Source organism: Pseudomonas fluorescens (assembly GCF_902497785.1).
In the GTDB taxonomy this organism is placed as follows: domain Bacteria; phylum Pseudomonadota; class Gammaproteobacteria; order Pseudomonadales; family Pseudomonadaceae; genus Aquipseudomonas; species Aquipseudomonas fluorescens_BO.
Map to the genome: position 1 here is coordinate 21,593 of NZ_CABVHK010000017.1, position 12,386 is coordinate 33,978.

The following is a 12,386-nucleotide window of genomic DNA, read 5'->3' on the forward strand; positions in this document are numbered from 1 at the left end:
CCCTGTAGGAGCTGCCGAAGGCTGCGATCTTGACGATTTAAGCTACAACATCCGCTCCAGACCCACTGCGGTACTGAACCAGGAATTGAACCGCCGCCAAAAACTGCCCGGCTCTTTGGTCAGGGTGTGCATTTTGCCGTCGTCCTCAGTGACCCAAACGACCTGGTCATTCTCCAGTTTCACTTGAAAACTCACTTGCGGTGCCATCCCTTCCAGCGCCGCTTTCTGCACATAAGCGGCGAGTTCCGGGCTGTCCACCAGCACCCCGACTTCGGTGTTCCACAGCACCGAGCGCGGGTCGAAGTTGAATGAGCCGATGAAGGATTTCTGCTGGTCGAAGATCATCGCTTTGCTGTGCAGGCTGGAATCGGAACCCTTGGAAGACTTGCCGTAAAAAATCGGCCCGCTGCCACCGCCATCACCCGGCTGGCGACGCAATTCGTACAACTTCACACCGTGCTCCAGCAATGCTTTGCGGTAGGGCGCGTAACCGCCATGCACGGCGGGCACGTCAGTGGCTTCCAGTGCATTGGTCAACAAACTCACCGACACCCCGGCATCTGCCCGACCGGTCAGGTAGTCCAGTCCCGGCTTGCCGGGAACGAAGTAGGCCGAGAGCATGACCAGCTCTTTGCTGACGCCCTCGAGCTCGGGGGCCAATTGCGTGGTCAGCAGCAAGTGCGGGTCGGGCTCACCCTTGGACAGGACCTTGCTCGGGGCATCCCACAACGCCTGGCTCCAGGCCCAGATCAGCTCCCGGCGCCAGATGTCCATGCGTGGGTTGGTGGTGAAGGTCATCAGTTGTTGGTACAGCGCGTGATTCTGTTTGCGTGTTTCTTCCAGAGACTCTTCCAGGCGGGTCCGGAAATTCTGCAAATCCTGTTGAGTCGGTTTGCTCGACAGGAATTCGTCGATCGGTTTGCTCAGCGCGCTGTTCCAGTACTGATCGAAGCTGTGCCCGAGTTGTTCGGCGACCGGGCCGACGCCAAGCATGTCGATGTCGGTGAAATTCAGATTAGGCTCGGCATCGAAATATTCGTCACCCAGATTGCGGCCACCGACGATCGCCGCGCTGTTATCCGCCAGCCACAATTTGTTGTGCATGCGCCGATGTTGCAGCGACAAATCGAACAGCCGGCCCATGGCTCGGGTGACGCCGGTGGCACGGCCCAGGTGCAGCGGGTTGAACAGGCGGATCTGAATGTGCGGATGCGCCGCCAGGGTGCCGATGCTCCAGTCGAGGCCATCGCTGGTGGTGTCATCGAGCAAAATCCTGACCCGCACGCCGCGATCCGCCGCCTTGAGCAATTCCTCGACCAGCATCCGCGTGCTGATGCCGTCGTGGACGATGTAGTACTGCAGATCGAGGCTGCTTTGCGCGTTGCGAATCAGCTCGGCGCGAGCGGTGAAGGCCTCGCTGCTGTTGGAGAGCAGGCGAAATCCGGATTTGCCCTCATGAGGCGCTGCCTGGGCCTGAATCGAGCGCCCGAATGCCGAGTCGCTGGCGGGCAATGCCTGACTCGGTTCGCGTTGAACATCGAAACTGGCGCAACCGCTCAGAAACGCGGCGAGAAGGAGAAGAGCGAGCAGGGGCTGTCTGATTCTCACGTAGGATCGATCCGATTGGCGGAGGGTGGCATATGGACGCTGGATTACGCAGAAAGGTCAGTCGCTGCCAGTTTCCGCGAGCAGTTTTATTGCCGCAACGCCGACCTTGCGCACCGCGTCTTCTATCTGCGGTGTTGGTTTGGCAGCGTAGTTCATCCGCAAACAATTGCGGTACTTGCCCGACGCGGAAAAAATGCTGCCAACGGCGATCTGTACACCCTGATCGTGCAGGGCACGATTGAGTTTCAGCGTGTCGAAGCCATCCGGCAGTTCGACCCACAGCATGAAGCTGCCTTGCGGACGACTGGCCCTTGTGCCGGGCGGGAAATAGCGCGTCACCCAATCAATCATCATGTCGCGATTACGCTGGTATTGCGTACGCATCCGCCGCAAATGCGGTTCGAAGTGACCGGCCTTGAGGAATTCGGCGATGGCAATCTGCGGTTGTGGCGCCGTGGAGCCGGTGCTGATGTATTTCATGTGCAGCACGCGTTCAAGATAGCGGCCCGGCGCAACCCAGCCGATGCGCAGACCGGGCGCGAGGGTCTTGGAAAAAGAACTGCAGAGCAGCACGCGACCGTCTTCGTCGAAGGATTTGATCGTGCGCGGTCGCGGGTAGTTGTAGGCCAGTTCGCCATACACATCGTCTTCGATGATCGCCACGTCAAAACGCTGAGCGAGCGTCAACAACGCGCGTTTACGCGACTCCGGCATGATGTAGCCCAGTGGGTTGTTGCAGTTGGGGGTCAACTGTATGGCCTTGATCGGCCATTGCTCCAGGGCCAGTTCCAGCGCATCAAGGCTGATCCCGGTCAGCGGATCGGTGGGAATTTCCAGGGCCTTCATGTTCAGGCCCTTGAGCGTTTGCATCGCGCCGTGAAAACTCGGCGAGTCCACGGCGACGATATCGCCCGGCTCGCAGATGGCGCGGATGCTGGTGGACAACGCTTCGTGGCAACCGGTGGTGATCACCAGATCGTTGGCCGTCAGCTGGCAGCCCGAATCGAGCATCAGGCGCGCGATCTGTTCGCGCAGTTCCAGGGTGCCGTGGATGTTGTCGTAATACAGCCCCGGCATGTCCTGTCGGCGGCTGATGCGCGCGAGGTTGCGCAGCAACGGTTTCATGGTCGGCGTGGTGATGTCCGGCATGCCGCGCCCCAGTTGCACCACATCCTTGCGCGGAACCGCGCGGATCAGTTCCAGCACTTGATCCCACTGCGAAATGTCCACCGGGCGCTGCGCCGGGCGACCAATCGCCGGCAGCTCCGGCAGGTCGCGACCGACTGGTACGAAATAGCCGGACTTGGGTTTCGGCATCGCCAGGCCGCTGTCTTCCAGCACCCGATAAGCCTGCTGCACGGTACTCAGACTGACCCCATGCTCGACGCTCAACGCCCGCACCGACGGCAGCCGGTCGCCGGGGCGATAGAAGCCCTGTTCGATACGTGTGCCGAGCAATTCGGCGAGGTTGACGTAGAGGGTCATGGCGCAGTCTCGTTGAGGAGAGTGAATGCACCCATACAGATCAGCTAAAAAATCGGGATTCAGAGGCTGAAACAGCAAATCTGTATGGATTTAATACTGTGAAGTTGAATCTGTAACGTTTTGCTTCGCCCACGCATCATGAAAGCTCTGGCTACCCAAGTAAACAGGAGCAATCAAAATGAACGGCTTGAGCGATGTGCGGCTGACGTTACACAGTCAGGAACTGGCGGCAGGGCAGAACAACGGCATGCGCGATGCGGTCATGCGCAACGCGCCGACCGGCCTGAGTCGCTGGGAATTGTTCTGGCAGCGTCTGCACACGCGCAAGGCGTTGCTGGAGTTGACGCCTGAGCAACTGAGGGATGTCGGGTTGAGTCGGGAGCAGGCGCGGGAGGAAGGGCTCAAGCCTTTCTGGCGGATTTGAAGTCCAGGCGCGATCCCCGTAGGAGCTGCCGAAGGCTGCGATCTTTTGATGTTGCTTTTGAAAAACAAGATCAAGAGATCGCAGCCTTCGGCAGCTCCTACGGTTTCAGACCAACTCTTTAAGCCGGTGCCACAACATCCCCAACGCCAATAACGGCGACCTCAAATGCTTGCCGCCGGGGAAGGTGATGTGCGGCACTTTGGCAAACAGATCAAACCCGCCACTCTGCTGCCCACTGATCGCTTCGGCCAGCAGCTTGCCCGCCAGGTGCGTGGCATTCACCCCATGACCGGAATAAGCCTGGGCGTAATATACGTTCGGCTGATCCTTGAGCCGGCCGATCTGCGGCAGGCGATTGGCGCCAATGCCAATCATCCCGCCCCATTGATAATCGATGCTCACTCCGGCCAACTGCGGGAACACTTCCAGCATTTTCGGTCGCATGTACGCGGCGATGTCTTTCGGGTCGCGACCTGAGTAATGGCAGGCGCCGCCAAACAGCAAGCGCCGATCTGCCGAGAGCCGGTAGTAATCCAGCGCCACCCGTTGATCGCAGACCGCCATGTTTTGCGGCAGCAATGCGTGAGCCAGCTCTTCGCTCAAGGGTTCGGTGGCGATGATGTAGCTGCCGGCGGGCAACACTTTGCCGCTGAGTTCCGGGTTGAGTTGGTTAAGGTAGGCGTTGCAGCCCAGCACCAGCGTCGTTGCGCGAACCGAACCCTGGGCTGTATGGACCTTCACCTGTGGGCCGTAGTCAATACGAACCACTGCCGATTGTTCAAACAATCTAGCGCCCAGTTGCTGCGCGGCTACCGCTTCGCCCAGTGCCAGGTTCAATGGATGCAAATGGCCCGAACCCATGTCGATCAGGCCGCCGACGTACCGGTCGGAGCCCACCACAGAGTGCATTTCATGGGCTTGCAGCAAGCGGGTTTCATAACGATAACCGAGGCTGCGCAGTTCTTCGGCGTCTTCGGCGAAGCCTTTGAGATCCCGCGGTTTGTTGGCCAGATCGCAGTAACCCCACGTCAGATCGCAAGGGATCTGAAAACGCTCGACGCGCTGTCGGACGATTTCCACCGCTTCCAGGCCCATGAGTTTCATCTGACGCACGCCGTCCGTACCGATCACGTTGGCGAACTGATCGAGACCATGTCCGACACCGCGAATCAGTTGCCCACCATTGCGACCGCTGGCGCCCCAGCCGATCTTGTGGGCTTCGAGCAGCACCACATTGAGGCCTCGCTCGGCGAGCTCCAGCGCCGTGTTTAGCCCGGAAAACCCGCCGCCGATCACGCACACGTCGGCCACCAGATCGCCTTGCAGCACCGGGTGATCAGGCTGCGGCAGGCTGCTGGCGGCGTAATAGCTGGCGGTGTGCTGGGCACGGGCATTCATGCGCGTCATCCTGATGCTGGTGTCTGGAAAATGTGACGGAGCATAAGCCGGACGTTCCGGCACGGGCAACACTGGTCGGTTGTGACTGTCTGGATGGCGGCTTTTGCGTCAGAATCCCGCTCCAGTTTGCTTTGGGTCACCGTGTCGATGAGCTGCAACAGTCAGAAAGTTCGTACGCTGCGACAGCAGATCCCCTCGTTCGAGTGCGTGCCCGGCTGCCACGACTGCTGTGGGCCGGTGACCACTTCGCCGGAAGAAATGTCGCGCCTGCCGCGCAAGACCCGCGCCGAGCAGGATGCGGCGATGGATGAGTTGAACTGTGTGCACCTCGGGCCGAATGGTTGCACGGTGTATGACGAGCGACCGCTGATTTGCCGGTTGTTCGGCACCACCAAAACCTTGCCGTGCCCGAATGGGCGAGGACCGGTGGAGTTGATTCATCCGCGGGTGGAAAAGCAGATTCATGAGTACATGGCCAGCACCCGGCAGGTCCTGGTTTAGGCGTTCTCCGCAAAAGATCGCAGCCTTCGGCAGCTCCTACAGGTGTACGCGTTGGCCTGTAGGAGCTGCCGAAGGCTGCGATCTTTCGCTTTTCAATCCGGAATCGGCAAACTCAAACTCTCCTTCACTTCTTCCATCACGATATAGCTCTTCGATTCCCGCACATGCGGAAGCTTCAGCAGGATGTCCCCCAGCAATTTGCGGTACGAGGCCATCTCGGAAATCCGCGCTTTCACCAGATAGTCAAAATCCCCCGACACCAAATGACACTCCAGCACATGGGGCAATTTCAGCACCGCGCGGCGGAACTCTTCGAAAGTGTCGCCGGATTTGTAGTCGAGGCTGATCTCGACAAACACCAGCAGACTACCCTTGAGGTGCTGAGGATTCAGCCGGGCGTTGTAGCCCATGATGATCCCTTCGCGCTCCAGCCGGCGGACCCGCTCTGTGCAAGGCGTCGTCGAGAGCCCGACCTTTTCGCCCAGCTCGGTGAAGGAGATACGGCCGTCCGCCTGCAGGATCCGCAGGATGTTGCGGTCGATCTTGTCCAGCTCACGTTTGGTCTGAGTGTTGGTACGCATAGGGGATGCGCCTCCGTGAAAAGCGTTTTTGCCGAGAATTGTCGCCAAATATAGGTGCTTATATAGTGAAAAGCACTGGCTAATCTTTTTTAAACTGCCCACATCTACGGTCTGAACAACAAACGTCAGCGGTACGCCGCGATGAGGGATATGAAAATGCGCGTTATGGTCTTGGGTAGCGGCGTCATCGGTACCACCAGTGCTTATTATCTGGCGCGTGCCGGGTTTGAAGTGGTGGTGGTGGACCGTCAGCCGGCTGCGGCCATGGAGACCAGTTTCGCCAACGCCGGGCAGGTTTCGCCGGGTTATGCCTCGCCGTGGGCCGCGCCGGGTGTGCCGCTCAAGGCTATCAAGTGGCTGCTGCAGCGCCATGCTCCGCTGGCGATCAAGGCCACTGCCGATATCGACCAATACCTGTGGATGGCGCAGATGCTGCGCAACTGCACCGCCAGCCGCTATGCGGTAAACAAGGAGCGCATGGTCCGTCTGTCCGAGTACAGCCGCGACTGCCTCGACGAATTGCGCGCCGAGAGCGGCATTGCCTACGAAGGCCGCAGCCTGGGTACTACACAATTGTTCCGCACCCAGGCTCAGCTCGACGGCGCCGCGAAAGATATCGCAGTACTGAAAGAGTCTGGCGTGCCATTCGAACTGCTCGACCGCGCTGGTATTGCCCGCGTTGAACCGGCGCTGGCCAGCGTCACCGACATTCTCGCCGGTGCCCTGCGCCTGCCGAACGATCAGACCGGTGACTGCCAAATGTTCACCGTTCGACTGGCGGAAATGGCCGTGAAGCTGGGTGTGGAATTCCGTTTCGGCCAAGACATCCAGCGCCTCGACTACGCCGGTGATCGCATCAACGGCGTGTGGATTGACGGCAAGCTCGAAACCGCTGACCGCTACGTCCTGGCGCTCGGCAGCTACTCGCCGCAACTGCTCAAACCGCTGGGCATCAAGGCTCCGGTATATCCGCTCAAGGGTTACTCGCTGACCGTGCCGATCACCAACCCGGCGATGGCGCCGACTTCGACTATCCTCGATGAGACTTACAAGGTCGCAATCACCCGTTTCGACAACCGGATTCGCGTCGGCGGCATGGCTGAGATAGCCGGTTTTGACCTGTCGCTGAACCCGCGTCGGCGCGAAACCCTGGAGATGATCGTCAACGACCTTTATCCTCAGGGCGGCGATCTGGCCCAGGCGAGTTTCTGGACCGGCCTGCGTCCGACAACGCCGGACGGCACGCCGATTGTCGGGGCGACGCCGTTCAGCAATCTGTTCCTGAACACCGGTCACGGCACGCTCGGCTGGACCATGGCGTGCGGCTCCGGCCGTTTGCTGGCTGACCTGATGGCCCGGAAAACGCCGCAGATCAGCGCCGAAGGCCTCGATATTTCCCGTTACGGCCACAAAATTCAGGAGTCCGCAAAACATGTCAATCCAGCGCCAGCTCACCAATGAGCGCATGAGCCAGATCGTTGTCCACAGCGGCACCGTCTATCTGGCAGGGCAAGTCGGCGACGACATGAGTGCCGGGATTGAACAGCAGACCCGTGAAACCCTCGCCAACATCGAGCGTTTGCTCGATCTGGCCGGGACCGACAAGAGCCGTTTGCTGTCGGTGACGATTTACCTGAAAGACATCGATGCGCACTTCGAAGGCATGAACGCGGTGTGGGACAAGTGGCTGCCAAAAGGCGTCGCCCCGGCCCGCGCGACAGTTGAATCGAAGTTGTGTGAGCCGCAAATCCTGGTGGAGCTGTCGGTTGTAGCTGCTCTGCCATAAGCCTGTCAGAAAGATCCCTCTCCCGGTGCTGTTGGCGGTTTACGCCGTCAGCCAGCGCCGGTTTTTATTCCCATGACCGCCTAGAAGCCTGCCGCCATGCGTCCAGCCCGTGCCCTGATCGACCTTCAAGCCCTGCGCCACAACTACCGGATTGCCCGTGAAATCACCGGGGCCAAAGCCCTCGCGGTCATCAAGGCCGATGCCTACGGCCATGGCGCGGTGCGTTGCGCGCAAGCGCTGGAGGCCGAGGCGGACGGGTTTGCCGTGGCTTGCATCGAAGAGGCGCTGGAACTGCGCGCCGCGGGCATTCGGGCGCCGGTTTTGTTGCTGGAAGGTTTCTTCGAAGCCGATGAGCTGGCGCTGATCGTCGAGCATGATTTCTGGTGCGTGGTGCATTCGTTGTGGCAACTCGACGCCATCGAGAAAGCCGCCCTGAGCAAGCCGATCACGGTCTGGCTCAAACTCGATTCGGGCATGCACCGGGTCGGCCTGCATCCGAAGGATTACCAGGCGGCCTATCAACGGCTGCTGGCCAGCGGCAAGGTGGCGAAAGTTGTATTGATGAGCCACTTCGCTCGCGCCGATGAGCTGCACAACCAGGCGAGCACCGAGCAGGTTGCGGTGTTCGAGGAGGCGCGTAAGGGCTTGTCCGCCGAGATCAGCTTGCGCAATTCGCCGGCAGTGCTGGGTTGGCCGCAGGTTCCGAGTGACTGGGTGCGCCCCGGCATCATGCTCTACGGCGCGACACCGTTCGAAGAAGCCCACGCCGTGGCCTCGCGCCTGCAACCGGTGATGACCCTGGAATCCAAAGTGATTTGCGTGCGTGAATTGCCGGCCGGCGAGCCGATCGGTTACGGCGCCACATTCATCACGCCCAAACCGATGCGCGTGGGGGTGGTGGCCATGGGTTACGCCGATGGCTACCCGCGTCAGGCGCCGACCGGTACGCCGGTATTGGTCGCCGGGCAGCGCAGCCAGTTGATTGGACGGGTGTCGATGGACATGTTGTGTATCGATTTGACCGACGTGCCTCAGGCGGGCCTCGGCTCGACCGTGGAATTGTGGGGGAAAAACATCCTCGCCAGCGACGTCGCCGCCGCCGCGGACACGATTCCTTACCAGATCTTCTGCAACCTGCGCCGGGTACCGAAGCTCTATTCCGGGGCTTGACGCAAAACGCTGTCGACCGAAAGTCGTGTCACCGCACGGGATTCAGGCCCAAGTGTTGTAAATACTGAACGCTGTCGCCATGATAACGCTCAATATTCCTACAACCTGAATCCCTGGAGGCTCCAGCATTGGACGTCGGTGAACGACTGCAATCCATCCGTAAGCTCAAAGGTCTTTCGCAGCGTGAACTCGCCAAGCGCGCGGGCGTCACCAACAGCACCATTTCGATGATCGAGAAGAACAGCGTCAGTCCCTCGATCAGTTCGCTGCGCAAGGTTCTGGGCGGGATTCCCATGTCCATGGTCGAGTTCTTTTCCGAAGAGATCCTGCAGGAAAAACCGACTCAGATCGTCTACAAGGCCAACGAGCTGATCGATATTTCCGATGGCGCCGTGACCATGAAACTGGTCGGCCGGGCCCACCCGAGCCGCGCTATCGCTTTCCTCAACGAAATCTACCCGCCGGGCGCCGACACCGGTGACGAGATGCTCACCCATGAGGGCGAGGAAACCGGGATTCTGGTGGAAGGGCGACTGGAACTGGTAGTCGGGCTCGAAACTTTTGTGCTCGAAGCCGGCGACAGCTACTACTTTGAAAGCACCAAGCCGCACCGTTTCCGTAATCCGTTCGATGCGCCGGCGCGACTAATCAGCGCAGCCACGCCAGCGAATTTCTGAGAGAAGAGGCGCCCTGCCAGCATGGCAGCGGCACCCGAAGCACATTTCTGCTGCACAACAAGACCCCTTCGACTTTGGGGTTGTTTCAGTGCGGCGGGCTTACCGCTATACTTGCGCCCGCCTGCGAACCGTGGCCGTAGGCGTGACTAGCCACCATTGAGGGTGAACGCGTGAACCTAATTATGAAAATGCTGGCTGCACCAGCAACCGTATTGGCCCTATGGGCTGTCAGCGCTCAAGCTGCGACCAACGACGATATCGCCAAACGCCTTGAGCCAGTCGGCCAGGTCTGTGTGACGGGTCAAGAGTGCAAGGGCATGGAAGTCGCTGCTTCTGCGGGTGGTGGCGATGCCAAAACCCCGGACTCAGTGATTGCGAAACATTGCAATGCTTGCCACGGCACTGGCCTTCTGAATTCGCCCAAAATCGGTGATGCCGCAGCTTGGGGCGAGCGCGCCAAGAAAGAAGGCGGCCTTGACGGTTTGCTCGCGAAAGCGATCTCCGGCATCAACGCGATGCCCCCTAAAGGCACCTGCGCCGATTGCTCTGATGCCGATCTCAAGGGCGCCATCGAAAAGATGTCCGGCCTGAAATAAGCCTTCATCTCCAGCAAAAAAGCCGCTTTCGAGCGGCTTTTTTGCGCCTGTTGATTCCCTGTAGGAGCCGCCGCAGGCTGCGATCTTTTGATCCAGGCATCAACATCAAAAGATCGCAGCCTGCGGCAGCTCCTGCAAGGTTTGTGTGGGTCGATTGGCCGCTGAGACTGTTCATTGCAGCAAAGACCCGGCAAGCTCGGTCCAACCCCAATTAACGGAATGCTAGGGAGGATCAGATGGTGCAGCTGTGTTCTATCGAACAAGCGGTCGATGACGTGCTGGCACGCTTGCCGGCGCATATCCACATGGGCCTGCCCCTCGGCCTGGGCAAACCCAACCACTTCGTCAACGCGCTGTTTCAACGGATTGCGCAACTGCCCGAGCGGCAACTGACGATCTATACCGCGCTGTGCCTCGGCCGTCCTGCGTTGGGCGATGGTTTGCAGAAGCGCTTTCTCGGGCCCTTCATCGAGCGGGTGTTCGGCGACTATCCGGAGCTGGATTTTCTCGCCGGCCTACACAAGGACAACCTGCCGTCCAACATCCACGTTCAGCAGTTCTTCATGCTGCCCGGCAGCCTGTTGCACAGCCAATCGGCTCAGCAGGACTACGTCAGCAGCAACTACAGCCACGCCGCCCGTGACATCAACGCTGCCGGTTTGAATCTGGTGGCGCAACTGGTCGCCAGCCATTCCGAACACCCGGATCGCCTCAGCCTGAGCTGCAACCCGGACATCACCCTCGACCTGTTTCCGATGATCGCCAAACGCCGGGCCAACGGGGAGACGATCCTGCTCGTGGGCCAGGTGCACAACGACCTGCCGTACATGCCAGGTGACGCCGAAATCGGCATCGATACCTTCGACCTGCTGATCCACGAGAAAGATGACACCACGCTGTTTTCCACGCCGAACATGCCCGTGGGTTTTCAGGACCACTTCATCGGCCTGCACGCCAGCGCGCTTGTGCGGGATGGCGGGACCTTGCAGATCGGCATCGGCGCCATGGGCGATGCCCTGACCGCCGCGTTGCTGGCGCGGCAGGCGGATAACGGTGGCTACAGAGCGTTGCTGGCGGATGTGAATCTCAGCCAGTGGGCGCAGTTGATCGACCGCGAAGGCGGCGTCGAACCGTTTGCCAAAGGCCTTTATGGTTGCAGCGAAATGTTCGTCAACGGCTTGCTGGTGCTGGCTGATGCGGGGATTGTGCGGCGCAAGGTCTACCCCGATGTTCCGACTCAACAACAGGCGAATGACGGCACGCTGGACGAAGCCGCGCAAACCGATGGCATTTCGGTGCACGGCGGCTTTTTCCTCGGGCCGAGCAGTTTCTATGAGCGCCTGCGCGAGTTGCCGCAAAGCAAGCGGATCGAATTCAACATGACCCGCATCAGCTACATCAACGAGCTCTACGGTCAGGAAGAGCTCAAGCGTCTGCAACGCCTCGATGCTCGCTTTATCAATACCGTGTTCACCATGACGCTGCTCGGTGCCGGTGTGGCCGATCAGCTCGAAAACGGCCGGGTACTCAGCGGCGTCGGCGGCCAATACAACTTCGTCGCTCAGGGTCATGCGCTGGAAGGCGCGCGTTCGATTCTGCTGCTGCGTAGCTGGCGCGAGGCGGGTGGGGAGGTCAGTTCCAACATCGTCTGGGAATACGGCCATTGCACGATCCCGCGCCATCTGCGCGACATCGTGATCACCGAATACGGCATCGCCGACCTGCGCGGTAAAACCGATGCAGCAGTGATCGAGTCGTTGCTGAACATCAGCGATTCACGGTTTCAATCAGGGTTGATCGAGCAGGCGCAGAGCGCGGGCAAATTGCCGAAGAACTTCCGAATCGATCCACGCTTTGCCGATAACCGCCCGGAGCGTTTGCAGGCGATTCAGGCACGGCATCCGCAGCTGTTTCCGGAGTATCCGCTGGGGTGTGATTTCACGGTTGTAGAGCGCGATTTGTTACGGGCGCTGAACTGGTTGAAGAGCAAGTTCAAACTCACGGAAATTCTGGAGCTGGGCAAGGCTGCGCTGGATGCGCCGGAGCCTTCGGCGTTTCCCGAGCATCTGGAACGGATGCAGCTGACTAACCCCGAAGGCCTGAAAGAAGACCTGTTCCAGCGCTTGCTACTCACCGGCCTCAAAGCCACCGCGCAATAAC

Annotated in this window: 12 protein-coding genes; 8 read left to right on the plus strand and 4 right to left on the minus strand. The window is 59.9% G+C overall.

The window, feature by feature from the left end:
• Nucleotides 1-42 precede the first annotated feature (42 nt).
• Complete coding sequence (locus F8N62_RS23525; RefSeq protein WP_150712916.1) at nt 43-1,608, minus strand: phospholipase D family protein; 1,566 nt, start codon at nt 1,606-1,608, stop codon at nt 43-45.
• Nucleotides 1,609-1,665: 57 nt separating this feature from the next.
• Nucleotides 1,666-3,093, minus strand: a complete 1,428-nt coding sequence (locus tag F8N62_RS23530) for a PLP-dependent aminotransferase family protein (RefSeq protein ID WP_150712917.1) — start codon at nt 3,091-3,093, stop codon at nt 1,666-1,668.
• A gap of 178 nt (nt 3,094-3,271) precedes the next feature.
• Here F8N62_RS23530 and F8N62_RS23535 point away from each other — a divergent pair, with 178 nt between their 5' ends.
• Nucleotides 3,272-3,517, plus strand: a complete 246-nt coding sequence (locus tag F8N62_RS23535; RefSeq protein WP_150712918.1) for a DUF1127 domain-containing protein — start codon at nt 3,272-3,274, stop codon at nt 3,515-3,517.
• A 105-nt stretch (nt 3,518-3,622) separates the two neighbouring features.
• Here the strand turns inward: F8N62_RS23535 and F8N62_RS23545 are convergent, their stop codons facing one another.
• A complete protein-coding gene (locus F8N62_RS23545; protein ID WP_150712919.1) occupies nt 3,623-4,915 on the minus strand; it encodes an NAD(P)/FAD-dependent oxidoreductase in 1,293 nt (430 codons plus the stop codon).
• Nucleotides 4,916-5,062: 147 nt separating this feature from the next.
• Between F8N62_RS23545 and F8N62_RS23550 the strand changes: the two genes are divergently transcribed.
• Nucleotides 5,063-5,416 (plus strand): YkgJ family cysteine cluster protein, encoded by a 354-nt coding sequence (locus F8N62_RS23550; protein ID WP_150712920.1) that lies wholly within the window; start codon nt 5,063-5,065, stop codon nt 5,414-5,416.
• Nucleotides 5,417-5,508: 92 nt separating this feature from the next.
• On the opposite strand, the gene F8N62_RS23555 is transcribed toward F8N62_RS23550, so the two are convergent.
• Nucleotides 5,509-5,997 carry an Lrp/AsnC ligand binding domain-containing protein gene (locus tag F8N62_RS23555; protein WP_003177284.1) on the minus strand — a complete coding sequence of 163 codons (489 nt, stop codon included), beginning with the start codon at nt 5,995-5,997 and terminating at the stop codon, nt 5,509-5,511.
• A gap of 156 nt (nt 5,998-6,153) precedes the next feature.
• On the opposite strand from F8N62_RS23555, the gene dadA reads away from it, so the two are divergent.
• From dadA to F8N62_RS23585, 6 genes are all read left to right on the plus strand, one after another.
• Complete coding sequence (gene dadA, locus F8N62_RS23560; protein WP_150712921.1) at nt 6,154-7,458, plus strand: D-amino acid dehydrogenase; 1,305 nt, start codon at nt 6,154-6,156, stop codon at nt 7,456-7,458.
• Nucleotides 7,430-7,783, plus strand: a complete 354-nt coding sequence (locus F8N62_RS23565) for a RidA family protein (protein ID WP_150712922.1) — start codon at nt 7,430-7,432, stop codon at nt 7,781-7,783. Before dadA ends, F8N62_RS23565 begins: the two co-directional genes overlap by 29 nt.
• A 96-nt stretch (nt 7,784-7,879) precedes the next feature.
• Complete coding sequence (alr, locus tag F8N62_RS23570) at nt 7,880-8,953, plus strand: alanine racemase (RefSeq protein ID WP_150712923.1); 1,074 nt, start codon at nt 7,880-7,882, stop codon at nt 8,951-8,953.
• A gap of 128 nt (nt 8,954-9,081) precedes the next feature.
• Nucleotides 9,082-9,630: a cupin domain-containing protein gene (locus F8N62_RS23575; protein ID WP_007947433.1), complete on the plus strand. Its 549-nt coding sequence runs from the start codon at nt 9,082-9,084 to the stop codon at nt 9,628-9,630.
• A 170-nt stretch (nt 9,631-9,800) separates the two neighbouring features.
• Nucleotides 9,801-10,226, plus strand: a complete 426-nt coding sequence (locus tag F8N62_RS23580) for a c-type cytochrome (RefSeq protein WP_191632429.1) — start codon at nt 9,801-9,803, stop codon at nt 10,224-10,226.
• 236 nt (nt 10,227-10,462) lie between these two features.
• Entirely contained in the window at nt 10,463-12,385 is a 1,923-nt protein-coding gene (locus F8N62_RS23585) for an acetyl-CoA hydrolase/transferase C-terminal domain-containing protein (protein WP_150712924.1), read from the plus strand.
• Nucleotide 12,386: the final 1 nt, after the last annotated feature.